Here is a 23,216-nt window from a genome sequence, read left to right as displayed (position 1 = left end):
AGTTTGGATCATGTTTAGAACGTGTCGATAGACGAAAGTCCTGAACGTCGCGAGCACTCGAATGAGGATCAAATAATGATTTCAAACCATCGTAAACTGGCCGTCGCGCTGTTAGCCATTGGGGCCCTTACGCAGATGGGCGGATGTGCACGAGACCCTGAAAAACCTTCAGTCACTCAGCTTGCTGTCAGTGGCACCAAGAGTATGCTGCGCACCGATTCGGACATGCAAAAAGTGCTGAACGAATTTGCCAGCTTTGATGGTAAAGCGATTGAAAAAACCACTCCCGCAGAAGCTCGTCAGCAACCGACCATGGCTGACGCCGTCAAGGGCGTTCTATCTGACCAGGAACGAGACAGCGGGCCCACGGCTCTTGTGCCCGGTGTCAGCTCGCGGGACATACAGGTGCCTGGCGCCGTCGGTTTGCTACCAGCAACTGTTTACACTCCAGAAGGCAGCGGGCCTTTTCCTGTGGTCTTGTATTTCCATGGAGGCGGCTGGGTTTTTGCTGATCGGAAGGTCTACGACGCCGGTGCGCGAGGCTTGGCCAAACAGGCTAACGCTGTAGTTGTCTCTGTGGACTACCGGCTCGCCCCGGAAAATAAATTCCCGGCGGCACATGAAGATGCGCTGGCGACTTACCGTTGGCTGACCACCAAAGCGTCTTCGGTGAACGGCGATCCGAAACGTCTTGCGCTGGCTGGCGAGAGCGCCGGCGGTAATCTGGCTGTGGCCACAGCGATAGCCGCCCAGAAGGCGGGATTAACAGCGGCGAAGCACGTGCTGGCGGTGTATCCCGTGGCCCAATCGAACACGGACACCGAATCGTATCTCAAGTACGCCGATGCGATTCCGCTCAATCGCCCGATGATGTTGTGGTTCATTGCTCAGGCCACCACCAGCCCGATGGATAGCAAAGATCCGCGTATTGATCTCGTCCATGCCGATTTGAAAGGACTACCACCAGTGACGTTAATCAACGCCGAAATCGATCCTTTGCGTGACGATGGGGCTCAACTTGAACAGGCGTTACGCAACGCCGGTGTGAGCGTGGAACGTCGGCTCTATTCAGGTGTTACCCACGAATTTTTCGGTACGGCCGCCGTAGTGCAAAAAGCTCAGGAAGCTCAGGTTTATGCAGGACAACGTCTCAAGGCTGATCTGACCAATTGATGCCATGTTGAAAGTGTATCCAATGAATGACAGCCAACTCATCCTTGACGTTGGCTCGATCAAACGATGACAGGAGGATTTCAATGAACAGTTATCCCGTACCACCCTTCAAACCTCAGCAACAACCTATACCCGGCGAACAAAGCAAAATGGAACCGTGCCCCGATTGCGGAGAGAATAGCTATCGAGGATCAGGCCGGCTTGCCAATAAAATCGCGTTGATTACCGGTGGTGATAGCGGTATTGGGCGCGCAGTTGCCATCGCCTTTGCGCGTGAAGGGGCTGACATTGCTATTGCCTATCTGGATGAACACGAAGACGCGAAGGAAACCGCACGCTGGGTAGAAGACGCTGGACGTCAATGCATTCTGTTGCCTGGAGATCTGGCGACCCTTACGCATTGTGCCGGGATCGTAAACGACACAGTAACGAAGTTCGGGCGCATCGATATCTTGGTTAACAATGCGGCATTTCAGATGACCCATGAAACATTGGAAGAGATACCTGACCAAGAATGGTTAAAGACGTTTGACGTCAATGTCACGGCGATGTTTCGTCTCTGCAAGGCTGCGCTACCCAACATGGCACCCGGCAGCTCGATCATCAACACCAGTTCCGTCAATTCCGACGCACCAAGTCCCAGCCTGTTGGCATATGCCACCACAAAAGGTGCCATCGCGAACTTCACCGCTGGCCTTGCTCAGATGCTTGGCAAGCGTGGTATTCGTGTTAATAGTGTCGCCCCTGGGCCAATTTGGACGCCCTTGATTGTGTCCACAATGTCCGAAGAATCGGTGAAAAATTTTGGATCAACAACCCCGCTGGGTCGTCCAGGACAACCTGTCGAGGTCGCGCCGATCTATGTTCTGCTTGCGTCAGATGAGGGCAGTTATATCTCAGGCGAGCGCTACGGAGTGACCGGAGGCAAACCCATTTTGTGAGCTTGCAGGGGGGCTGTGAGACTTGACTGGATGCGCCGATTAGCGTTTCAGCGAGTAATTCAATGAGAACGCATTCTAGGCCCTTTACTGCTGTACTACGTTCATTGGAGTAATTGAAATGTACGAAGACCGAAGGGGACAAGCACTCGTCACTTGGCATAAATTGCTGGAAAGGCCTGAGATCCGTATGACTGCCCAAGAGCAATATGAAGAATTACTTCGACTCGCAGAGGAATATCTGAAGCAGGGTTTCATTAATCGGGACGAAAGAAAACGCCTGGTGATCGAAGCGACTCATCGGTATGGCCAAGCGGTAGAGGGAATTGGAAAGGGTACATGAGCGATAGGGTCATGCAATCAGGATCTCCATTGCAGCTCCAGCCGCTAATCAATCATTCAGCGAAGTTGAAGCCGCAAAACAAAGGCCGGGGGCAAACTTGCGTAACAGATATGCTGATTCAGCCGAGAGGGAGCAGGTGGGGCCATGGGCTACGATCGTTTGGTGGAACCCTCTGAGAGCATCCGTGTTCTCCAATGAGGGCGATTTTCCGTCGTGCCGGTATGGGGGTTGGTTAAGTCGACGAGTCGCCTTTTATTTGTGCCTGGAAATGAGGAGAAAGGACATGACTAAACCACACAATGCATCTGCGAGCCATTCAGCGAAACTTCAGAGATTATTCCTAGCTTCCATACGCGCTTTTGAGCTGGACGCTGTACGTATCACAAGCCATTTGCGATTGGGGGCGCCCTGGGTAATCAGTGGATGGAAAACCCCTCTTCAGGTGGTGCATGATTGAATCAGCCAAATCATTAGCGCGCATTTGACCGTGCACGCAATCGATGGGTGTCTGCCGGTTGTTGATTTCATTATTGAACTCAAGCTTTACCGTCCATCGTTGGCTTCGTTTTGAGTTTCGGCAGCAAAATCCGCTTGAGACGGCGCATTTTCGCTGCCAATTGTTGAGCTGGAGGTTGAGCTTTCGTAATCCTCGTCGTCTGATTTTTCAGCTGTGAACCAGTGCTCCAGATCTTGTCCTTGAGGCTTCCCGTCTTTCTCCCAAAGCCGATACGCAGCTTCCCTGATTTTTTGCTCATCCATTGTCAAATTCCTCTGATAGTTCGTTGAATGATTTGGCGAAACTGGATCAGCGCCGCTGCCCGATCCGCCGTTCACCGTTTGAGGGTAGTCGTCATAACAAGTTCTGCCATCACAGCTGATCGCTTGCCCGACTTGGACGCGCACACATCGCGAATCTTTGCGGCTTTGGTGCTCCGGTTGAGAAGCAGCGATTGCTGACGATAGAGAACACCAACGGATTTACTGGCGAAAGTTCAAGCGCTGGGCGACGATCAAACGATCAACATCAGCCCCTATCGACTGATACCTCTAGTCACCCCAAATTTAAGGGCGAATGCAATGGATCAGCGTAATAAGTCTTTAGTGGTTATCTGCGGAGCGAGCGCGGGAGTTGGTCGAGCCACTGCACATCGTTTTGCAGCTGCTGGTTACTCGATCGGTTTGCTCGCTCGAGACGAGGCGGGATTGGCATCAACGCAAGATGAGTTAAATCGATATGATGTTCAGGTGCTGTCTATCAGCGTCGATGTTGCAGATGCATCAGCGGTAGAAGCAGCAGCTATACGTTTGGAAGAAGCATTAGGGCCTTTAGTTATCTGGGTCAATTCAGCAATGGCTACCGTATTCTCACCGGTGGAGAAACTGACTGCGCAGGAAATCCAGCGCGTCACCGAAGTGACGTATCTCGGAACCGTCCACGGAACCTTGGCGGCATTGAAGTTGATGCGCCAGCGCGATAACGGGTTGATAATCCAGGTGGGCTCTGCACTCGCTTATCGTGCGATTCCCTTGCAGGCAGCATATTGTGGAGCCAAATTCGCTGTGCGGGGTTTTACTGATTCGCTGCGTTGCGAATTGTTGCATGACCACAGCCGAATTCGAGTGTGCATGGTGCAATTGCCGGCAATCAATACGCCCCAGTTCGACTGGGCGCGCAACAAGCTTCAAAAGCGGCCACAACCCATCCCTCCCATTCACGATCCGGATGTAGCCGCCAGGGCGATTTTCAGCGTAATTCAGAATCCACCACGGGAGTTGTGGCTGGGATGGGCGTCTATCAAGGCCATCGTCGGCACAAGCCTGATGCCAGGTTTACTGGATCGATTTATGGCCCGTAATGCTTATTCGGGCCAGATGAGTGAAGAGGACGATGCGCAGCGTCTGGATAACCTGTTTGCACCGGACAACGCTCTGCACCAGATTCGCGGTCGGTTTGTCGGCCGTTCGCGTGAATCGGCGGTTGCGTTAACTTCGACGCAGGTATCGGCTCTGTTGTTGCTTTTCGCATTCCTCGGTGGTGTTCTGTTACTACTGTTTTAAGTGTCCGCGTCTGAACCATCGATATCCAAAGCCTCTCAAAACCAAACCCGAGCTGTCGGAAAGTTTCGAAGTGTAAGGGCCGTCCGCGAGAATTGGTTCAGCGCCTTCCAATTCGCTGCACAGAGTCTGATCGAGCGTGACGGAATCCTGACTCAGATTACACAGCATGATCGTAGTCGAGTATCCGGAATGACTAATCGCGAAAACGGCTGGATGGCCGCTCGGCAGCGGATGTGCATCGCCGTCGCCAACCTCCGCCAGATTAGCGCGGATTTGCAAAATTCTTCGAGTGCGGGCAAGCAGCGAGTCGGCAGTGTCTTGTTGAGCGGTAACGTTTAGCGCAGTGTAGGAAAACGGCCCGTCATCGATTACGGGTGCGGCCAACAATGAGGAAGCAGCTTTTGAAAACCCTGCATTGGCCTCAGCGCTCCATTGCATCGGTGTGCGCACTGACAGTCGATCCTCTCGTTCCAGATCGTCGCCCATTCCGATTTCTTCGCCATAGCGGATGATCGGCGTCCCTGGTAGCGAAGCCATCAGTGCTTGTGCCATGGCTTGGCGACGCACGTCACCGTTTAGCATGGGTGCCAAACGACGTCGTATCCCACGGCCGTAAATTCGCATTCGCGGTTCTGGGGCAAATACTTGCATGACCTCCTCCCGCTCCTCAGCGGTCAGTCGTTCAAGGTCAAGTTCGTCATGATTGCGCAACCAAATAGCGTACCCAGCACCGTCGGGAGCAGACGGGCGGCGACGTAACGCGCGAACTAGCGGCTCGACCTGTTGCCGGGCGAGCGCCAGAAAAATATGGTTGTTAACCCAGAAGTCCAGCGCCAGTGTCAACCGTTGACCATTGCCGAAGTAGTGACAGAAACGTTCTGGCTCGACGTCAACTTCTCCCATTAATATACATTCCGGATTGATGCTACGAGCAAGCGCTGCCAATCGCTCCAAAAGCCACACGCCTTGTTCCTCTCGACCGCCACCAGCCTGTTCGACTGCATGCGATGCAGCATCCAGCCGAAAACCGGCAACGCCCATTTGCAACCAATGAATCATAATCTTTTCAATTTCTTCGACGACCGCTGGATTTGCCAGGTTCAAATCTGGCTCGTGCCTGTAAAACAAGTGGCGGTAGTATTGTCCAGCTTGGTCATCCCACTGCCAGATGCTTTTTTCAACGGAGGGGAAGATCGGTTGGTTGCCATCCTCTACTGGCTTATCCGACCAGATAAAGTAATCGCGATAGCGACTCGAACAATCCCTGCGAGCTTGAAAAAACCACGGGTGCAAGTCAGAGGTATGTTGTAAAACGAGCTCCAGAATAACTCGCATGCCGCGCTTACTGGCCTCATTTATCAAAAAACGAAAATCGTGCTCACTTCCGAAGCGGGACTCAATTGCCAAGTGATCGCTGATGTCATAGCCGGCATCACGGAAAGGAGAGCCGAAGATGGGCAGCAACCATAGCGTTTTGACGCCTAGCGTTTCTAGATAATCGAGCCGACGGACTATGCCTTGGAGGTCGCCGCAACCATCGTTGTCACTATCAAAAAAAAGCGATGGATCAATCTGATAAATAATCGTGTTGCGGTGCCATTTATTGATCATGTTCGATCCTTTCAGGCCGAAGTATAACGGCTTGTTCAGCGGCTATAGTGCCGTCGAAACGCTGATCCTCACCCTGACGGTCACTCGTGATTTCCGTAACCCACTGCCCAGCCAGGGGAAAGGTATGCTCTACCTCGCCAAAATTGATGCAAACAATTCGTTCATCGGACGTGCAATGCCTGCGGTAAGCCAGCAGTTGCGGATGTGAAGGCAGTTCTTCCCATTCGCCAATGCGCAGTGCTTCGCTTTCACGACGACAGATGAGTAGGCGACGATAAAGGCTGAGTGTTGAATCGTTTGCCGCTTCCTGTGCTTCGACGGAAAGGACTGTAGAATCGGGCGGAAAGGGTAGCCAAGGCGCTTTGCCCGTCCAGCCGTGAGGCGTGTGAGTCTTCCACGGCAACGGTGCACGACTGCCGTCGCGTCCTCCTGGGTCAACGCGGGTCTGCGTTGTGACTTGAGTGTCTTCGAGCGCCAGTTCATCGCCCTGGAAGATGAAAGGCGTCCCTCGCAACGTTAATAGCATGACCGCAGCGGCATGAGCTCTGAGCAACGAGCCACCGTAACGGCTGCGTATTCTACTGTTGTCATGATTCGATAGGGCCCACGTTGGCCATGCACTTTGTGCGCCGAGACAATTCTCCGTTTCACGGATGCATAAACGGAAAACGACGGGATCCCAAGGGGCGTCGAGAGGCGGAAAATTGAAAGACATATGCAGCTCATCACTCGCGCCATAGTAGGCGGCCACTTGAACGGTCGAGCGTATGTTCACTTCGCCAATCAGCACCCGATCCCCAGGGTAATGGTCAACCAATCGCCTCAACCCACGAAGCACTTCATGGCTGTAGGGTTGATCGTTGATTTGCACCATTGTCTCCCCGGCCATGCAACGAGGATCATCAGCGAACGTCGGATCTTTTCCGACACAATGCACCACGTCGATACGAAAGCCGTCGACTCCACGATCCAACCAGAATCGCAGCACCTGATGCATGGCTTCGACTACTTGCGGGTTGTGCCAATTTAAGTCGGGCTGTTCGGGTAAAAAGAAGTGAAGGTAATACTGCTGACTGCGGTCGTCCCAAGCCCAAGCGCTGCCGCCTTCGATCGATGCACGCCAATTGTTCGGCTGGTCGCGCCATATGTACCAGTCACGTCGCGGGTTATTTCGACTGGAACGTGATTCGATGAACCATGGATGTTGATCGGAAGTATGGTTGGGGACGAAATCCATCAGTAATTTGAGGCCCCGATTGTGGGCCTCCGAAATCAAATGATCGAGATCGGCAAGGTTACCGAATAACGGATCGACGTTTGTGTAATCGCAAATATCGTAGCCCGCGTCGCACATGGGCGAGGGGTAAATCGGCGATAACCATAATGCATCTACGCCGAGCGCTTTGAGATAATCCAGCTGCCCAATCAGCCCAGGCAAATCTCCAATACCATCGCCGTTGGTATCTGCAAAGGAACGCGGATACACCTGGTATATCACAGCCTCCTTCCACCAAGGCAAATGCGACGTAGTGGACATGTTCGCTCCTTGAGCTGTTTTCTGCCTGCTCAGTTATCCTACTCATGGGTTCACCACTACATGCGAGCACGAGCACGCGGTTATCGTTCAACCAATTTCATCAGTTTTTTTGCTTCAGTCCGTTTCAGAAATAGCGCTCAAGGCTCAACTGGTGTCAGAGCGCCTGCGGAAGGCTTGAGCTTTGTTTGAATATTCTTCGCCAATCCCACTTGCTTCAAAATTCCAGGCAAGGCTTCTTTTGCGAATGCTTTCAGGTCGGAATTTTCTGACGAGGTCGCTTCCTTTTTGAATAAGGTCATCCTCTGCTCGAGCGTTTCTACCTGACCGTCGATATAGATACGGTCAAAGGATTCATCACGGTATTCCAGCCGCATAAGCTTCGCTTTCGACGCTAACGAAGGCTCGGTCGGTACATCCATATGGAGTTGCTGAGCCAGCTTTTGCAGCTCAAGGTAGAGATGCGAATTTTCACTGACCATGTTGTTGGCGAAGTCTTTCACTTCGGAGGAGCTGCTTTTCGTGAGGGCGACTTTAGCGCTCTCGGTTTGGAAAATACTTTGTTGAACAGCGTCTTCCACAAAAGCATTGAGCGTTACCGCATAGCTCGACAGAATTTGGACGTTCAACGCCAAGGCTATAAGCCATTTTACTTTCCATGAATTCACGACTGGCGACCTCTCAAGTGGTTTATGACGGTGCCTCGCATACGCTCAACTATCTACTCAAGGTTGCTATAACCTAATCTGAAACGGGTTCCACCTCATTGCACGGCACCTCATTTCTTTGATTTGCAAGCGCGGCGGTGATTCAAAAAGGTAATCAGCATCGCGACAAGCGGCTGATGCTGGCTACAGGCGATCATCCCGACCAAGGTGGTAGGCGTTGCAAGTCATCCGCCAGGATCACAGTGAACTGGGCTGTTTCCTCGCGGACATCAGCGATGGGCGGGTTTAGCTTGGGATTGGATTGATAACGTGCGCTGAAGTGGGTAAAGACCAGATTTTGAAATGCGTGCCGACTCGTCAAAACGCGCCACAGCGGCGAACTACTTTGCTAACAGCTTGCCCGTTTGCGATCGATTGCTGACTGAGTGAAGGTTGCCTCGTGCAGGAGGACATCTGCACCAGTCCCCCGCCTCGACCAACAGTCCGGGAGAATCGTTATCGGCGCAAATAATGATGCGTTAGCCTGACCGGGCAGACGGTAAATATTGCTTGGAACGAAATATCTGTCTGGCATGCTCAATATCACGTCTGTGCGCCAGCTCACTCCAAAGAGGCCTCGGGGATCACAATGAACGTAGGTGATGAAGCATTCTCGAAGCTCATGCAACGACTATGGAGTACGCAACAGTAAATGCTTAATGCTGAGTGGCTTCACCACAATCGATCTGATACCTCCCATGCCTGTGGACTTGAACAAGCGGCGCCGCTGATATTTCGAGTTCGTGTCGGAACACCTGCCGAAGTGCCCAGAATACAAGCACCGTGGCCAACCCTTTGTTCAAATAAGCTGACTAATCAAAGAGCGCGTGAGCGCTGAAAAATTTTCCCCCCCATCCTCATGTCCTCGATAGGCGCAATGGCATTTGGTTTTGCTTTAGTTTGGTTTCAGCGGGTTACTGGAGAATATCGCTATACCGCTCGTCTCTTGCGCTGCACTTGCATGTGATGGGTAATTCCAATGAAGACCCATTACTCTGCATTGGAGACTCCTATGAAACCGCATCCAACCAGCACCCAAAATTTGCCCGAGAACGACCCAGGCCTTCCGAATGATGATGGCTGCATTTTGGGCACTGCCGGTCGCGACGAAGATCCAAATGCGACGACAGACTGGGATCACGAAAGCGACTCTGCAGGCAATGTCCTGACTCCGGAGGATGCGCGAGGCTTGCCGGGATATCCGAAAGATTCGGAAAATGATCAGACACAGGCGATACCGTCGAAGCGGCCATCAAACGATGAACCGCAGACCGGTACCCAAACACCGAAACAGAACGATGACCGCGTTGATTGATGGCAGTCGCCGCATTTGACGAAGTGTTTTTCATCAAAGCGTCGAGTGATTCCGTTGGTCGTGTCAACGGGACGAAGGCTTAGGGTGCCCCTCAAATGCAGGTAACTATTTTTTGCTCAAGGAGCTCAGTCATGACCAAACGACAAGAACCGCATCACGGCTTTTCCGATGACCCTCAAAAAGTCAAAGAAGCGGGACGCAAGAGCGAGCCAAATACCAATGTGGCGACTGATAAGGCCGAGAAAGCTAGAATCGGCGGACAACATAGCCATGGCGGGACGCGCGGAGAACGGTGATAAACAACTGACCTGCTGACATGTTTACGTCAGCAGGTCGGTATCCTTATAAAGCCGGGATGAGACATACAACACAGATTCGCTCAACATCGTCGGCCTCTGTCAGCTTTCAAGAACGCAATTCACACGGCATTAACCACCGCTCGGCCCATATTGCGAAATTCTTCATGCAACGCCAAATCGCTGGCCATTTGCCCACGGCTGATGGCTTAGGGCTGCTGCCAGCTCAATTCGTTCTTGGACGCTCAGTGTCTGCTGATTCATGTTTCAAAAATCGACCGCTGTGATCAGGCGAAGGCAACCGGCAGGAATCATATTGGCCAAATAGCCGATAACGGTTGAGGGCGATTTTATCGTACATCCAGTCGCGGAACGGGCCAGGGATAATTCGGGCGACTCTCAGCCAGGCCCAAGGCGCAGGTAAGCGAGCAAAAATACTGAACATCGCATCGGAGCGAATGTAGAACTGGCGATCGGTGATCAAGACGACAGTGTTGAACTCATGCTGCGGTAGGCCGACCCATCTGAGCAAGGCCTGACCCTCAGAGGACTGAACCGCCGCGAGCTTGATTCGATGTGCGTGGTCATGCCGGATAATGAATTTCGCCCACCCATTGCAGAGTTTGCAGGTGCCGTCGAATAGAACGACGGCTTCGCTTGGCGGAGTAAGACGTGCGCTTCCAGAGCGATGATGGGCCATATGCTTTTTTCCAGTTCATTCTGTCTGGATCTTTAGGCATTGGCTGTTGATTATGGTTCATGCAATTTTTCGCTGAGGCATACACAGTCCCATACACGGCACCCATTTTTTAATCTTCTCGAACCTCTCGCTAGCCGTCTCATCTAAACCATGCAAGCCAATGACGCTGAGCGCGGAAAAATTTACGCAGCCCACTGAGAATTAAAGGATGATGAATGAGGCTTCCTATGACTATCCTGAAACCAGAGCAGGATCACCAAGATCAATTGAATGAGCATGACATCGGTGAGGGTCTGACCGACGATGAGCGCGTCAGCAGGGAGGAGGGATCGGCGGGCGACGGAGCCAGGGTCACGCCAGGCCCCGCTGATGAAGAGCGACTACCCGATCAGTAATACCCTGCCTTCGAGGATAAGCTGCGGATGAGTATTTGGTCATCGAGCCTCGAGTCTTTTCGAGACAAAAGTGCAGCTGATACTTCGGTACCAAGCTGTGGCGCCACGTCATGTGTCTGTGCCAGCTTCGGGCTTGCACTTCTCCTCATGGCGCTACGAAAATCTGCTGCCGGCAACCTGGAGGATGAACGGAAAAAAATCACCTATGAGGTGGAGCAACTGATGCCCCTAATGAAGGCACAGGCCGATAACGATATTCGAGCGTTCAGTGCTTTTATCAACGAGCCACTTCTGAACTCTCAAGGTCACAGTCAGCAGCGAATACTGGAAATCACCTTGGGGGCACTAGCAGCTGCGAGATGCTGCTTTCAGGGCATCGAACTTGCGGAGACGGCTTGCGCTGTGTTAAGCCATTCTTGCAATGTGATGTGGTCGCCGCCGTCTTAACCATGCACGCAAGCCTCTCGGCGCTATTGCTGAATGTCGATTCGGACGTTGATCAGCTTGTGCTGTCGGATAGGAAAAGTGATCTGATACTTAGCCGCTCTGTCCTTCAGCGAAAAGCCGATGAGGCGTTAGCTCGCTTCTGTCCTCAGGACAAATCGCTGCTGGCGTGAGCAAACGGCCAAACGTATGATCAAATCAGTAAGGAGCCTCGACAGATTGCTGGCGCAACGGAGAAAAAAATCGGACTGACAATCCCGTCAAGACTAACGGCATCAGCAACGAAATCAGTCTTCCTGCTCAAAAATTGTCTGGATGACGATCTGGATTACAGTCCGCGCGCTGAGAACAGATGACCGGCAGCTACTTGGTAGCCACCGGTTCCTCTTGCGATTCGAAATCGCTAATAACCGCATCGCGAACTCTTAGAAAACGTCAATGTGCTTGAGCCACACCACGCAGCAGATTGGCGCTGAGCTTGTCAGCATTGCAGGTGGCGATGTTGGCCAGTGAAACTATGCCAACCAAACGCTTATCCCGGTTTACCACCGGCAATCTCCGCTTTTCTATCTGAGCCATATTCTTGGCGACATGATTGATGTCCTCGTCGTCGAAGCAATAGCAGACCTCGTCGCTCATCACCGCACTTACAGGCGTGGAAAAATCGAGTCCATCGGCTACTGCTCGGATAACAATATCCCGGTCGGTGATGACGCCTATCATGCGATCATCCTCATTGACTACCAGAGCACCTATATCGGCCTGGCACATAAGCTCGGCGGCTTCGCGTAAGGTCGTCGAGGGAATTACGGTGCGGACTTCTCGACTCATAATTTCGTTAATTCTCATGGATATATCTCCATCGATAGCAGAGCGCTAGTTAAAAAAAACCTCATCGATCCACCCAGGCGGCTTGAGGATCATGGCAAAAACTTCGATGAGATTACAGGCGTGACGTGTACCCGCGCTGACTGAGCCGTCGAATCCGCCATTGCCCTACTAGAGTGGAAGCGACCAAGCTCGCAGAGTTCGGTTTTTTTTCGAATATCGAATGTACGCATTGAGTCACCAACGATTGACCTCAGCTTATGAGTCGTTAGCAAAAGCCGGGCGGTTACAAAAGCAAGCGAACAAGCGCCCGGCTGCTCTGTCTCGGTTCGCCTTAGTCTATGTTCAATCCGTTTCGTCGTTCCCTTGTTCCGGTGTTTCAAAGCCAGTTCCGTGGGCGCGCTTTGTATAAATAATTGTTGTCAATGTGATTGATCATCAAGAGACTCACGAGGGTGACTAAGCAGCCCATGGGCATTTTTTGGCGTTTGTCGATTGTCCTTTGATACGACTCCCTTCACCAATCCGTGGCCTTAACTAGGTCTGCGTCACGGTCAGCAGTAACCAAAACAAAGCCGTCGTCATTGGGGTTGCCTGATCTCAGCGGGCCCTTTTTGATACTGAATGGATAGGATTTCAAGTGGGTTGCGCAGGTAATCAAGCTTTTCGGTGGCCAGCGAGTCGATGCCGTGAAGGCTAGGGCCGCACTGATAGCGCTTATTGCTTGGCAATTGGTGAATCATTGGGTTCGAGAGCAGGAGTGGTAGCGGTGCGATAGAGTTGGCTTGAATAATTGATACCTGACCAGCGGGAAAATGGTATCTGGGTAGGAGGGAATTATTCTTGTTTACCGATACGAGTGAACTTTTTCGAGGGCGCCAGATTCCTAATGTGATAGCTGTCGAGTAAGGCAGATTGGCCACTTAACGATGGAGAGGTTCAGCCATGCCACGGGGAAGCAAAGAAAAATATACAGATGAGCAAAAGCGTAAGGCCGAGCACATTGAAGAAAGTTACCAACAAAAAGGTACGCCTAAGAATGAGGCAGAGGCTCGAGCTTGGGCTACCGTGAACAAGCAGTCCGGTGGCGGTGAAAAGGCTGGTGGCTCAGGAGCTAAAACATCCAAATCAAACAAAAAGCGGGCTACGTCTGACTCGGGTAAGAGAGCCGCAAAGACGCGAAGAGGGCATGAGCGTGAATCCAAAGAATCACTCGAAACCCAGAGTAAAGAGAGTCTGATGACGGAGGCTCGCAGCCGCAACATAACCGGACGTTCAAAAATGACCAAGGCTGAGCTTATCGAGGCACTAAAGAAGGGCTGAGCGTTCAAGCCCCAAATCAATTAGGCCAACGGTTGATCTCAGATCTGTAATCGACTCTGTGATATTAAGGCACCTGAAGCGGGCCTTTATCCCTGCAGCTGTCAATCCGATTGATCCGGTGCTCAGCGACACGTTCCAGCACGCAGCTTGTGGGTGATGCACAGAAGCAGCCATCGCGCCTGCTTGATGTCGTTGAAATGAGTACGAGGATACTATTCCCTTTCGGTCAGGCAAAAACGGTTGTAAATGCGATGAAGAGCTGTGACATGGGACTCTGAGGTTTTGAGCTTACGCTTGTGCCGCTCCCAAGATATGCTGACTCGGTTTTTGGTCATCAAATATTATTCGTCATAATGGCTATGGATACTGCGTAGCGCATTCACCAGAACTGATGAAAGCTCATCTATTGAGTAAGGTTTCCGCAAAACCTCAAATCCAAAGCTTCCCTCTTGGGCCAGGATATCGCTGTAACCAGACGTAAGTACCACTGGTAAAAGCGGATGAGACCTTCGAATCGCCTTGGCCAGATCTATCCCATTCATTCCTGGCATGACAACATCAGTCAGTACAACCGCAAAGCGATCCTCTCCGTGGGACAATTGCTCTAAAGCATTCTCTGCACTCGATGCCAGTACGGGCCGGAAGCCAAGTTCTGAAAGAATGTTGAGGCACAATGTACCTACGTCGGGATTGTCCTCGACGACTAGGATCCACGTTCCATGGTCAGCGTTCAAGGTTTCGTGTTCAGAGTTTTTGTTTAGCTGCGCGTTTGCCTGCGCGTCCACGCGTGGAAGGAAAAGTCTGAACGTAGTACCTTCGCCAACCTGACTTTCCACCAAGATTTCTCCACCGGACTGCTTGGCAAATCCAAAGACTTGAGATAGGCCTAAGCCAGTGCCTTTCCCTTGTTCTTTGGTGGTAAAAAAAGGCTCAAAGATAGATTCCAAAATATCAGAAGAAATCCCGCTACCAGTATCGGTGACTGCCACGACAACATACTGACCAGTTGAAGCGGGCTTCCCTCCATTTGCGAAGATATGATCGGTGGGTTCTACACGGATGCATATTTGACCTGATCCCCCCATTGCATCACGAGCGTTAAGTACCAAGTTAACAAGCGCCGTATCAAATTGATTAGCATCTGCAAAAATGAAACATGGTTTTTCAGATATCTCCATCAAGATCGCCATCGTACTGCCTGATAGCGTTTCAAACATGTCTTCTAAAGCTTTGATGCTCTCTCCTGCACCGAACACTTTAGGTCTCAACGTTTGGCGTCTTGCGAAAGCTAGAAGCTGACCGGTGAGTCTTGAGGCGCGGTCGACCGTACTGGAAATGGCATCGGCGTATCTTTGGCGCTTATCTTCAGAAATTGTTGGCCGCTTAAGCAGGTCACTGCAAGATTTTATGACCGTGAGGAGATTATTAAAGTCGTGAGCCACGCCGCCAGTAAGTTGTCCCACGGCTTCGAGCTTTTGCGCTTGCCGTAGGGCTGATTGAGCGGCTTCAAGCTCGACACGAGATTTAATCTCTTCAGTTATGTCGTGCGCAAAATAAAATGCGCCTATCACCGCGCCTGTTGAATCCAAGAGAGGTGTATAAGAAAAGTCAAAGCTACGTTGGTTAATCCCCTTTTCGCCAAACTCGGCAATCACGCGAAAAGTCTCCCCATCTAAAGCACGGGCCATATGCGCATGGAGGCGCGCTTCTTGTGCAGGGGGCAACAAATTCGGTAAAATCTCTCCATCCTTGGGTCGTACCCCATGCAACTGTTCGAAAACGTCAAGATGCGCCCGATTGAACGCAATCTGACGGAAATTAGTATCAAATACGCAAGTAGGAACCGCATTTGCTTCAATGACGTCTCTAAACAAACGTAGCTTTGCTGTCCTTTCGGTAATTATGCTCTCCAAATTAGAATTGAGAATTCGAAGCTGTGCTTCACTTTCTAGAAGCGCCGTTTCAGCACGTTTACGGTCGGTAATATTGGAGGCCGCGCCCAACCACCCGCTGATGACTCCGTGCTGATTGATCAACGGCACGGCACGCACATGCGCCCAGCCCACTGTTCCGTCTACTTGATTGACCGGATGTTCTATATGGTAGGTCGTTCGAGTTTGAATCGCGCGTTCATATTCTCTGCGCACGGCATCTCGTGCATCGGCCGGAATATATTCCTCGAGCCACTTGGAATTCGTATCGTCGGTATTGGGGATGAAATCGCCACCGGTAAGCTGATGCAGTTGGCTCCAGTCGGCGCTAATAGAGAAGCGCACCTCAGAGGACGATTTAATCAGTGCATCAAGCCTTTGCTCACTATCCATAAGGGCCAAAGTGGCCTTAACGTAATCAGTGGTGTCTTTGGCGAAACAGAGGACGCCCTTGATCGATCCAGCGTCGTTCCGGATAGGTGAGAACGAATAGCTCCACCAGGTGGTTGCTTCTGCGCCACCCCTCACGGTGATGCTGGGGATATCTGTCAATCGGTTAGCGCGGCCCGCAAACGCTTCCGTCATTGAGCCCTGAACCGAGCTCCATACATTCTCCAATAAAATTGGAAACGGTGTTCCTACAGCGTCGTTTAGCCGCATTTCCTGAACGGAACGATACGCATCGTTGCAAAAAAATAGCAGCTCGGGGCCCCAGACGAGATACATGCTATCGCAAGAGCTGAGCATGAGTTCGAGAGCGTTGCGAAGCGCAGCAGGCCAACGTTCAGGGATGCCTATCGAGGTAGCAGACCAGTCGTGACGGCGGATAAGCTCACCACTTTTGCCCCCTCCGATCAAAAATTGCCGTTCATGTTCTGGATTCACGCTGATCAGCACCTTGTTGTCGAGAGGGTCAAAGTGAATTCTACCTTCATAAATGCAGCGGCCGACAAGCTGTAGGTTTTGCACCGAAAGTGGACGGGTAAGCGGCTGCCGCATTGACTATGAGGCATCTTATCTTTCGCGGCCGAGGTTGCAGCGAACGAAATGGAGTGGGTAGCCTGGCTTGGGAGATGAGCCGTCACTGCCGGAATGTGGAATCAGCGCTCTGGGCGGCCAGGCTGCAAGCTTAGCTCGTCCGCCAATTCACATCAGTTATGCCGTATTTCTCAGCATGAGGCTTGGATATCAGGTTCAAGGGCGCCTTTCCTGGCTTTGGTATCGGGGCGATGCCCGCATCACAGCTTGCCCAATGCCAAGCGTCTGCGTTCTGCATCGTTTTGCTGCGGATGATGAAAGACTTCGGCTTTCCATGGAGCGTGTAATCAATAATATGAAAGTTAATGGCCATAAAGCTTCCATGCTCCCCATACGCAGATCGTTAGGTCAAGTGACTCGAGTCGAGCTTCGTATCGAGCGGTGATCCAAAATTTGTTCAGAGTCACCGTTTTAGACCCTTTTCTCCGTTCCGGCTATTAGGGCATTTAGCCACTATATTTTCTATGACCTCATTTTTAGAATCTTATGCGCCTTTCGTGGGATGGCGACGGTAGTCTCTTCAGTGGGGTGGAAGACTAAGAAGTGCATGACGGAGGAGCTGCTGTACGCGCAAAAAGTCTTCATAGGGTCTCTCGGGGGGCGTCCTGGCGCACAATTAGGATGGCGATCAGGCCAAGTACCGTTTATGTCGTTGTTGCGGATTGTCATCTAATGCGTCTTCAGAATGAATAACGCTGACGCTTGGGCCGAAGCCATGCCGCGTCCGACTAACTGTCGACGTGTCGTTTAGCTGCGGTAAAATATGCGCTCCGATTGCAGATGCCAGTCTTTCAGCGTTGGATGACGGCACTGCAGATCTGGCGGCACGGAGGAGGGGCACGCACCACCCCATCTGAACAGATGCCCAGTACAAAGTATGGTGCGACCAACTAATCGATGGATTTCCGGCGGCTTCTTCCTACAGACGAGACCGACCAGAAACGGAAGCTGACGGCATTTAAGGCTTGGGAATTGTCGAATCGGGCTGCAACAGGAATGAGATAGCGCTTAACAGATCGTCCATCGACCACGGTTTATGTAGATAGATGGCCGTTGCCGGTATCGTCGCCGGGTCGATCAGATATCCTGATGTCAGAATTGCAGAAATACTAGGCCACCTTCCTTTGATCATCTCGATAAATTCAGTACCCTGAATTTGTCCTGGCACGCCATGATCTGCAATCACAAGCCTACATTGACCATGTGCCTGCAACAGATAGGTTAATGCGTCGTCCGCCGTTTCAAACACCACTGCGCTTGCGCCCAGCTCCGCCACGATATCTTTCATCAACGAGCGCAAAGTCGCATCGTCTTCGATGACAATCACCTCTCCTTGGATTGGCGGTAGGCCTTCCAAATTTAGCTTCACTTGTCATTCCTCAGCCTGAGACGAGTCGGCATCTTCGATCAACGCCAGAGTCTAGGCCCTATGTTGAAAAGGCACACTCAAAACGTTTCATTTCAGGGATGGATCAACCGTTCGGTATTTTTTACAAGCCGAAGGTGCCACTCATTGCTGCAAGGGGTTGCAGGGGCACAGACACGGCTCTACGCTACCGCCTGTCAAAAAGGTCGAGTATCGTTCAAATTGTTATGGTCGGTTTATAATATGCAATTTCTCAGGTTGGGATGAGCATGATCCGCCAAGCTGCTACTCCTTTTTCAGCGGAGCTCCAAGCTCTTACCTTGAGCTGCAAGACAGAGCGCATGTTAGCCCACGGCTACGCGTTACAGCTGATGGCGCTGCGTGAAGACCTTGTCGCTCAACGGAAGCTCTGCTCAACCCACATGGCGATTTTCAGATTGCTACTTAGTGTGAAGGTTAAACAAAAATCTGAAAATCCGACCAGATTGGTTGGTTGGTGAACAGAAAGCTAGGCTCAATGGTTTCTTGTAAGGTTAATAACCTGGCGTGAAAGACTCTTGCTCGTTGATTAGCCGCTACAGGCCGAGGATATGCCGGGCCAAAAGAGCGATTTTTCCTAAGCGCCATGCAGTGAGTCAAAACCTCAAATGCCTTACATTTCCGTGCAATTGGTGCCCCGGTTGGCAAGTAGATAGATAGACTGTGCGGCTTTGCCGCACCCCAAAACGGCGACGATTTCAGCAAACATGTTGCAGTCCCCGTTCGCATTCCGAGTCTCAGAAGTGAAGGAATCCATTTTGATTATTTCGCAAAAATGCAGAGTGTGCCGTGTATCTCTTATAGGCCGACTCACAACGATTGCGCCTTTGCGTGCGGCGTGTATGAAATAATCATCGATTGCGCTGGGTATCAACCGCTGTTGCCCATACATTATTGTTACACCGCAAACAACGGGCTTCGTTATGTTCCTCGAGAGGACAAGGTAAACCACAACTTATGCAACAGTAAAGCGAAGAGGTGGGCGCTACCGTGTACACAGGCCGATGCTCAAGAGGCAAGACAGATAGGCCAGGGCGCACCTCTTCTCTGTCATAAAAAAGCAGGCTGATGTCACCATCGGTTTCCACGATAGCTAATCGAACCTGCCCCAAATGCTCCACGCCTTGCTGACGAAGCTCCATTAGTAATTCATTTGACGATATATTTAACTTCCCCATGGACTCAAGTACATACAGGCCGTCTCTAATAACAGTGACGGGCAGTCCATCTATCCACGCTTCGAATCTTTTGCTTTTGGTCATAATGAAAACGGTAAAGCGATAAAGGATTAAGAGCGTGAGAAATACGGCGGCTACAGGCAACAGCGGCACGTCATGATAAAAGGATACGTCACCAGCAGCGGAGCCCAGAGTTAGAATGACAACTAACTCAAAAAGCGACAACTGCCTTATTCCTCGTCGTCCGCTGGATTTTAGAATAAAAAAACCGCGATAAAAGCCAAGGTTGCACGTAAACCAACCTCCAACAGGAATGTGAATGGAAATTCATCTATCAGCATCCGTTGCAGATCAAAAGGTGACATGTTGCATTCCTATAGCTGCTGTATCAAACAAATCGCTTCGTGCGCGATCTTCTATTCGTCAGCGCTTGTTTAGTTAGAGCGCCTCGTTCGAAACGTTCTTAAACCGGCGTAGTTTATGGATTTCAAGTAGTATCTTCTATAAAGCACAAAACACATGGCCTAGAAATCCTACCATTGCATTTGAATTACGGCTTTTTCTTAATCACCGAGATTTTGCCGTTTCGCTCTAGGATTGCAAATTTAATTTGATCAAGGGTTTCGATTCCTTGACTCGAGCGAGCAGCCTCCATGATGTCGGCTTCGATTAACCTAGAGTGGTGCATACGTTTGTGCAGTATTTTCCCGTCTTCCACTATAACCGTAGCGCCACCATCTATAAGTTTAGACACCCAGCCAGAGCGTTGCTTAACTAGCGATAATCCAACATCAAGCGCGATTAGAGTTACGATAACCACTATTGAGTTGGTGAGCGAAAAGTCGTCACCTAATAATGCCTGCTGCGTAGCCTCGCCGATGATCATCAGAAGCACAAAATCGAATGTTGTCAATTCTGCCAAAGAGCGGCGGCCAGCGATTTTAAACAAAACCATAAGAGCCAAATATATGGCAGCGGCTCGCAATACAGAATCCATAGCTCACCTAAGGGTAGATAAATTGATCCAACGACACGGTTATCGCGCCGGGAGAGGTGATTCGGGTTTTAAACAGGCCCAGCCCGTCTCCACGCAATGTCAAATAGATGCTCGCCCGACCTTCCGTGTCGGTCTGTAAAAATAGCCTCATGCCTTGGCCCCCGCTGCTGGCTCGCACAGGTTCCGGTTGCATCGTTTCAACACTAAAACCTTCTAGCAACTCGCCTTTCAGCTCTAATTCCACTGTCGCCCCAGGCGCACCGAGCACATTGATCTTCATCGGATTGACTGAGCCATTGCGATGGAACAACTCATACTCCACTGAGATTTTCCCGTCGCTAGCCTTGACCTCCCGAGCACTGAGCGGCCCGCGCGAGAACAGCCCGAGCATTGCCAGCACAACCACTAATACAAGGACATACCAACCGAGCCGTTCGAATGTCCATACTTTGACCTGAAAAGACATATCCTCATGCAGAGGATAATCGCGGCTGTGGTAGTCAGAATCATCAGATTCATTTTTCATATGCTTCCTATTTTGGTCACCGGTCAATACCGCTAATAGAGAAGACCCCCCAGCAGTCATCCAGTTCATGTCGAACTGCGAAACGCACGCGTTGATTTGGAGATCGTTCACGCCATTCGGCTAAAGCAGGCACCATGGCATGCCGTAGCGAAGTCGTTGCTGCAAGCAAAACGAATGATGACAAAACCACTGAGGCACGCGGCGACGAATTGGCTCCGACACGAAACCCGCTCTGACGTTAAGGGTGAGCAGAAGGACTCGAAGCACTCAAGAACCCATCGCTGTTAATCAGTTATTGACCAAGTCAGACATCCGTCGGGCCAGCAGCGCCATTTTCCATCGTGTGACGTCTGTCATGGCGAGCCTGTTCTTGCCCTAGCAAAAATCGGCGGCACGTGTTCGCTTCAACCCCCGACCAACTAAACCCTCAACAATTTCCGTCCTGACGCCGCAATTAATGCAGCGTGTCGGGAGTCTCGCTAAGAAAGTCGAGACGATGGATTGGATTATCAGCTCGATCCAATTCGTCATACAAACATGCTGACTCTTTCGCCCTTGCAGAACATCGACTATCGGTAAGCTGATAAATCGAACGCTCGAACTCGACGCATCTCCAAGCTACATGCCCTCAACGGCGAGGGCGCTGAGAGGTGTGTATGAACAATGATCCACAGCAGCAAGGAGGGATGGGTCAAGACGACCCGATGCCAACTTCACCCGATCCACTTAGCCCAGGTCGCACGGAAGTTGACCCGATGAAAGAGGAGGACATAGACGAGCTGCCCGAAAATGAGGGTGAGCGCCCGCTTGATGATGACAGCACCGGAGTGAATCCCGACCGGGTGCGTGAAGAAACCGATAATGCCGTGATGGATAGGCAGCAAGATCCACGCTAGACGCCTGAAAGTACCGGACATTTTTAAAGTCTGATAAATCGGTCGCCTTTTATCTCTAAGCTATCGGCCATGCCTGCGAACCTAATAGTTGTACATCACAGGCTTGGCTCTAAGGGGCAAGAATCATGGCCGTTCACTTCTCTTATCTAAAAAATAAGACGGTGGTTGTGCTTGGGGCCTCCAGCGGGTTTGGACGAGGTACGGCTCTCAAACTGGGCAAACTGGGAGCTAACGTGGTGATCGCGGCGCGACGGGGTGGGGCGCTCACCGACATTGTCACGCAGATAGAAGCGGCGGGTGGCCATGGTATGGCGGTACCGACCGATATTAGCGATCCCGAGCAGGTCGCGGCACTTGCCAGCGAGGCAGTCGAACGTTTTGGTAACCTCGACGTCTGGATTAACAACGTAGGCGTTGGAGCCTTGGGCTTTTTTTGGGATATTCCCATCGAAGATCATGCGAGGGTCATTGACGTCAATCTCAAAGGCCTTATCTATGGTGCTCATGCCGCTTTGTCGCGATTTCATAGTCAGGGTTACGGTACGCTTATAAACGTAGGCTCGATAGACAGTGAAGTGCCGTTGGCGTATCAAGCTTCATATGCGGCGTCGAAGGCGGGCGTACTGAGTTTAAGTCGCAGCCTGAATGAAGAGTTGCGCTTGAGTGGTAGCGACCGTATCAAGGTTGCCACAATCATGCCTTGGGCGGTCGACACGCCTTGGTGGCTGCATGCTGCGAACTACACTGGCCACGCGCCGCGCATGGCCGCGATGGACGACCCCGAAATCGTAGTAAACGCGATCGTTAGTGCCTGCATTGATCCGAAGGAGGAGATGCCGGTGGGTTGGAAGGCTCATGCATCGAATGTCTCTCACCATATTTTTCCTGATCTTACCGAAAGACTATCGGCCAAGATCGCCGATCAGGAAGTCAAAAAAGCGCAGCCTTTCGCGGCTTCCACCGGCGCCCTCCATGCTCCGATGGCGGGAACTGAAAAAATTGATGGCGGCGTCCGCATTAGGATGAAGGCCGAAGATGGGACAGGCGATCGTTGATCGAAGGATGATCGGCCAGTGAATCTTAGTTTGGGATAACCCTCCGCTAGCCTAATACCGGTCTATCTCATAACTCCCGTGCCATGCAGAAGCACCTCTACAAGTACCGTCGTTCTCTGTAAACATTTGGGCGATCATTCTCTATCGCCTTTATTGGCATGCTTTACTCCACAGTATCTCGGGAGCTTGTACAAGGCATGAGCCGCCAGCTGCCGCACACCGTCGACATTCCAAGGAATCAATGCAATCTGGCGAACAATAATTTTTCATTGGCAACGGCAAACTGTACGAAACGATAGCATTTTAATGTCTTTTACAATTGCGCGGGGTGCCTTGGCGGTGTCGACTCGAACCGACATCGTTTGAGAAACTAGGCTCGTTTTCATGATCACTCCCCAATGGATCAAGAGTAATTTGGTCTGGTATTCAGATTCACAATCGGACGGACGGTCTGGTTCTCTTGATGCGTGCTGACGCAGGGGAACTCAAACTCATGTTTGAACTTTGTCGGGGTGATGACGTTTC

The 23,216-nt window shown here is 51.4% G+C and carries 23 protein-coding genes and 1 pseudogene; 12 read left to right on the top strand and 12 right to left on the bottom strand.

Features of this window, described 5'->3' with window-relative positions; translation table 11 throughout:
- Positions 1-75: 75 nt before the first annotated feature.
- From EL257_RS17890 to EL257_RS17880, 3 genes are all read left to right on the top strand, one after another.
- Positions 76-1,173, top strand: a complete 1,098-nt coding sequence (locus EL257_RS17890) for an alpha/beta hydrolase (protein ID WP_126364855.1) — start codon at positions 76-78, stop codon at positions 1,171-1,173.
- An 83-nt stretch (positions 1,174-1,256) separates the two neighbouring features.
- A complete protein-coding gene (locus EL257_RS17885; protein WP_126364853.1) occupies positions 1,257-2,114 on the top strand; it encodes an SDR family oxidoreductase in 858 nt (285 codons plus the stop codon).
- A gap of 118 nt (positions 2,115-2,232) precedes the next feature.
- Complete coding sequence (locus tag EL257_RS17880) at positions 2,233-2,454, top strand: hypothetical protein (RefSeq protein ID WP_126364851.1); 222 nt, start codon at positions 2,233-2,235, stop codon at positions 2,452-2,454.
- A gap of 543 nt (positions 2,455-2,997) precedes the next feature.
- Here the strand turns inward: EL257_RS17880 and EL257_RS17875 are convergent.
- Positions 2,998-3,213 carry a DUF2934 domain-containing protein gene (locus EL257_RS17875; RefSeq protein WP_106120027.1) on the bottom strand — a complete coding sequence of 72 codons (216 nt, stop codon included), beginning with the start codon at positions 3,211-3,213 and terminating at the stop codon, positions 2,998-3,000.
- Positions 3,214-3,531: 318 nt separating this feature from the next.
- On the opposite strand from EL257_RS17875, the gene EL257_RS17870 reads away from it, so the two are divergent.
- Positions 3,532-4,512, top strand: a complete 981-nt coding sequence (locus EL257_RS17870) for an SDR family oxidoreductase (protein ID WP_126364849.1) — start codon at positions 3,532-3,534, stop codon at positions 4,510-4,512.
- On the opposite strand, the gene EL257_RS17865 is transcribed toward EL257_RS17870, so the two are convergent.
- The 3 genes from EL257_RS17865 to EL257_RS17855 all read right to left on the bottom strand — a co-directional run bounded on the left by EL257_RS17865 (position 4,501) and on the right by EL257_RS17855 (position 8,325).
- Positions 4,501-6,123, bottom strand: coding sequence for an alpha-amylase family protein (locus tag EL257_RS17865; protein WP_126364847.1), 1,623 nt, complete (start codon positions 6,121-6,123; stop codon positions 4,501-4,503). The genes EL257_RS17870 and EL257_RS17865 overlap by 12 nt on opposite strands.
- Positions 6,113-7,660 carry an alpha-amylase family glycosyl hydrolase gene (locus tag EL257_RS17860; protein ID WP_126364845.1) on the bottom strand — a complete coding sequence of 516 codons (1,548 nt, stop codon included), beginning with the start codon at positions 7,658-7,660 and terminating at the stop codon, positions 6,113-6,115. Before EL257_RS17860 ends, EL257_RS17865 begins: the two co-directional genes overlap by 11 nt.
- Before the next feature lie 137 nt (positions 7,661-7,797).
- Positions 7,798-8,325 carry a DUF4142 domain-containing protein gene (locus EL257_RS17855; protein ID WP_126364843.1) on the bottom strand — a complete coding sequence of 176 codons (528 nt, stop codon included), beginning with the start codon at positions 8,323-8,325 and terminating at the stop codon, positions 7,798-7,800.
- 1,051 nt (positions 8,326-9,376) lie between these two features.
- Here EL257_RS17855 and EL257_RS17845 point away from each other — a divergent pair.
- Together EL257_RS17845 and EL257_RS17840 are read left to right on the top strand one after the other, a co-directional pair.
- The gene (locus EL257_RS17845) at positions 9,377-9,679 is read left to right on the top strand and encodes a hypothetical protein (protein ID WP_126364841.1); all 303 of its coding nucleotides are present in this window, start codon (positions 9,377-9,379) and stop codon (positions 9,677-9,679) included.
- A 131-nt stretch (positions 9,680-9,810) separates the two neighbouring features.
- Entirely contained in the window at positions 9,811-9,975 is a 165-nt protein-coding gene (locus tag EL257_RS17840) for a general stress protein (RefSeq protein WP_126364839.1), read from the top strand.
- Between the two features lie 226 nt (positions 9,976-10,201).
- On the opposite strand, the gene EL257_RS17835 is transcribed toward EL257_RS17840, so the two are convergent.
- Positions 10,202-10,675, bottom strand: a complete 474-nt coding sequence (locus tag EL257_RS17835; protein WP_126364837.1) for a thiol-disulfide oxidoreductase DCC family protein — start codon at positions 10,673-10,675, stop codon at positions 10,202-10,204.
- A 227-nt stretch (positions 10,676-10,902) separates the two neighbouring features.
- On the opposite strand from EL257_RS17835, the gene EL257_RS27800 reads away from it, so the two are divergent.
- Together EL257_RS27800 and EL257_RS17830 are read left to right on the top strand one after the other, a co-directional pair.
- A complete protein-coding gene (locus EL257_RS27800) occupies positions 10,903-11,070 on the top strand; it encodes a hypothetical protein (RefSeq protein WP_172604497.1) in 168 nt (55 codons plus the stop codon).
- 27 nt (positions 11,071-11,097) lie between these two features.
- Positions 11,098-11,517 carry a cyclodeaminase/cyclohydrolase family protein gene (locus EL257_RS17830; protein ID WP_126364835.1) on the top strand — a complete coding sequence of 140 codons (420 nt, stop codon included), beginning with the start codon at positions 11,098-11,100 and terminating at the stop codon, positions 11,515-11,517.
- A gap of 432 nt (positions 11,518-11,949) precedes the next feature.
- Here the strand turns inward: EL257_RS17830 and EL257_RS17825 are convergent, their stop codons facing one another.
- Complete coding sequence (locus EL257_RS17825; RefSeq protein WP_126364832.1) at positions 11,950-12,363, bottom strand: CBS domain-containing protein; 414 nt, start codon at positions 12,361-12,363, stop codon at positions 11,950-11,952.
- Positions 12,364-13,287: 924 nt separating this feature from the next.
- On the opposite strand from EL257_RS17825, the gene EL257_RS17820 reads away from it, so the two are divergent.
- A complete protein-coding gene (locus EL257_RS17820) occupies positions 13,288-13,665 on the top strand; it encodes a termination factor Rho (RefSeq protein ID WP_126364830.1) in 378 nt (125 codons plus the stop codon).
- A gap of 341 nt (positions 13,666-14,006) precedes the next feature.
- Here EL257_RS17820 and EL257_RS17815 read toward each other — a convergent pair whose 3' ends face one another.
- From EL257_RS17815 to EL257_RS17805, 3 genes are all read right to left on the bottom strand, one after another.
- Positions 14,007-16,595 carry a PAS domain-containing protein gene (locus EL257_RS17815; RefSeq protein WP_126364828.1) on the bottom strand — a complete coding sequence of 863 codons (2,589 nt, stop codon included), beginning with the start codon at positions 16,593-16,595 and terminating at the stop codon, positions 14,007-14,009.
- 130 nt (positions 16,596-16,725) lie between these two features.
- Positions 16,726-16,947 (bottom strand): DUF6555 family protein, encoded by a 222-nt coding sequence (locus EL257_RS17810; protein WP_126364826.1) that lies wholly within the window; start codon positions 16,945-16,947, stop codon positions 16,726-16,728.
- 645 nt (positions 16,948-17,592) lie between these two features.
- The gene (locus EL257_RS17805) at positions 17,593-18,003 is read right to left on the bottom strand and encodes a response regulator (RefSeq protein WP_126364824.1); all 411 of its coding nucleotides are present in this window, start codon (positions 18,001-18,003) and stop codon (positions 17,593-17,595) included.
- A 266-nt stretch (positions 18,004-18,269) separates the two neighbouring features.
- Here EL257_RS17805 and EL257_RS17800 point away from each other — a divergent pair, with 266 nt between their 5' ends.
- Positions 18,270-18,500, top strand: a complete 231-nt coding sequence (locus EL257_RS17800; RefSeq protein WP_126364822.1) for a hypothetical protein — start codon at positions 18,270-18,272, stop codon at positions 18,498-18,500.
- A gap of 390 nt (positions 18,501-18,890) precedes the next feature.
- Here the strand turns inward: EL257_RS17800 and EL257_RS17795 are convergent.
- From EL257_RS17795 to EL257_RS17785, 3 genes and pseudogenes are all read right to left on the bottom strand, one after another.
- Positions 18,891-19,582 (bottom strand): annotated as a pseudogene (locus EL257_RS17795) (DUF421 domain-containing protein).
- 185 nt (positions 19,583-19,767) lie between these two features.
- Entirely contained in the window at positions 19,768-20,214 is a 447-nt protein-coding gene (locus tag EL257_RS17790; RefSeq protein ID WP_126364820.1) for a DUF421 domain-containing protein, read from the bottom strand.
- Between the two features lie 7 nt (positions 20,215-20,221).
- A complete protein-coding gene (locus tag EL257_RS17785) occupies positions 20,222-20,740 on the bottom strand; it encodes a hypothetical protein (protein ID WP_126364818.1) in 519 nt (172 codons plus the stop codon).
- Positions 20,741-21,396: 656 nt separating this feature from the next.
- Between EL257_RS17785 and EL257_RS17780 the strand changes: the two genes are divergently transcribed.
- Entirely contained in the window at positions 21,397-21,636 is a 240-nt protein-coding gene (locus EL257_RS17780; protein ID WP_126364816.1) for a hypothetical protein, read from the top strand.
- A 125-nt stretch (positions 21,637-21,761) separates the two neighbouring features.
- A complete protein-coding gene (locus EL257_RS17775; RefSeq protein WP_126364814.1) occupies positions 21,762-22,691 on the top strand; it encodes an SDR family NAD(P)-dependent oxidoreductase in 930 nt (309 codons plus the stop codon).
- Positions 22,692-23,216 lie beyond the last annotated feature (525 nt).

It is taken from the genome of Pseudomonas fluorescens, assembly GCF_900636825.1.
Taxonomy (GTDB): domain Bacteria; phylum Pseudomonadota; class Gammaproteobacteria; order Pseudomonadales; family Pseudomonadaceae; genus Aquipseudomonas; species Aquipseudomonas fluorescens_BG.
The sequence above is the reverse complement of the archived record's forward strand: the minus strand, read 5'-3'. Positions and strand labels throughout refer to the sequence as shown.

What these genes read in the sequence shown, in the direction of transcription:
- EL257_RS17860 (WP_126364845.1), bottom strand. Translation starts at nt 7,660, where the DNA reads ATGTCCACTACGTCGCATTTGCCTTGGTGGAAGGAGGCTGTGATATAC.
- EL257_RS17865 (WP_126364847.1), bottom strand. Translation starts at nt 6,123, where the DNA reads ATGATCAATAAATGGCACCGCAACACGATTATTTATCAGATTGATCCA.
- EL257_RS17870 (WP_126364849.1), top strand. Translation starts at nt 3,532, where the DNA reads ATGGATCAGCGTAATAAGTCTTTAGTGGTTATCTGCGGAGCGAGCGCG.
- EL257_RS17820 (WP_126364830.1), top strand. Translation starts at nt 13,288, where the DNA reads ATGCCACGGGGAAGCAAAGAAAAATATACAGATGAGCAAAAGCGTAAG.
- EL257_RS17790 (WP_126364820.1), bottom strand. Translation starts at nt 20,214, where the DNA reads ATGGATTCTGTATTGCGAGCCGCTGCCATATATTTGGCTCTTATGGTT.
- EL257_RS17830 (WP_126364835.1), top strand. Translation starts at nt 11,098, where the DNA reads ATGAGTATTTGGTCATCGAGCCTCGAGTCTTTTCGAGACAAAAGTGCA.
- EL257_RS17845 (WP_126364841.1), top strand. Translation starts at nt 9,377, where the DNA reads ATGAAACCGCATCCAACCAGCACCCAAAATTTGCCCGAGAACGACCCA.
- EL257_RS17835 (WP_126364837.1), bottom strand. Translation starts at nt 10,675, where the DNA reads ATGGCCCATCATCGCTCTGGAAGCGCACGTCTTACTCCGCCAAGCGAA.
- EL257_RS17780 (WP_126364816.1), top strand. Translation starts at nt 21,397, where the DNA reads ATGAACAATGATCCACAGCAGCAAGGAGGGATGGGTCAAGACGACCCG.
- EL257_RS17810 (WP_126364826.1), bottom strand. Translation starts at nt 16,947, where the DNA reads ATGGCCATTAACTTTCATATTATTGATTACACGCTCCATGGAAAGCCG.
- EL257_RS17775 (WP_126364814.1), top strand. Translation starts at nt 21,762, where the DNA reads ATGGCCGTTCACTTCTCTTATCTAAAAAATAAGACGGTGGTTGTGCTT.
- EL257_RS17880 (WP_126364851.1), top strand. Translation starts at nt 2,233, where the DNA reads ATGTACGAAGACCGAAGGGGACAAGCACTCGTCACTTGGCATAAATTG.
- EL257_RS17785 (WP_126364818.1), bottom strand. Translation starts at nt 20,740, where the DNA reads ATGAAAAATGAATCTGATGATTCTGACTACCACAGCCGCGATTATCCT.
- EL257_RS17815 (WP_126364828.1), bottom strand. Translation starts at nt 16,595, where the DNA reads ATGCGGCAGCCGCTTACCCGTCCACTTTCGGTGCAAAACCTACAGCTT.
- EL257_RS17885 (WP_126364853.1), top strand. Translation starts at nt 1,257, where the DNA reads ATGAACAGTTATCCCGTACCACCCTTCAAACCTCAGCAACAACCTATA.
- EL257_RS17840 (WP_126364839.1), top strand. Translation starts at nt 9,811, where the DNA reads ATGACCAAACGACAAGAACCGCATCACGGCTTTTCCGATGACCCTCAA.
- EL257_RS17800 (WP_126364822.1), top strand. Translation starts at nt 18,270, where the DNA reads ATGATCCGCCAAGCTGCTACTCCTTTTTCAGCGGAGCTCCAAGCTCTT.
- EL257_RS17825 (WP_126364832.1), bottom strand. Translation starts at nt 12,363, where the DNA reads ATGAGAATTAACGAAATTATGAGTCGAGAAGTCCGCACCGTAATTCCC.
- EL257_RS27800 (WP_172604497.1), top strand. Translation starts at nt 10,903, where the DNA reads ATGACTATCCTGAAACCAGAGCAGGATCACCAAGATCAATTGAATGAG.
- EL257_RS17890 (WP_126364855.1), top strand. Translation starts at nt 76, where the DNA reads ATGATTTCAAACCATCGTAAACTGGCCGTCGCGCTGTTAGCCATTGGG.
- EL257_RS17875 (WP_106120027.1), bottom strand. Translation starts at nt 3,213, where the DNA reads ATGGATGAGCAAAAAATCAGGGAAGCTGCGTATCGGCTTTGGGAGAAA.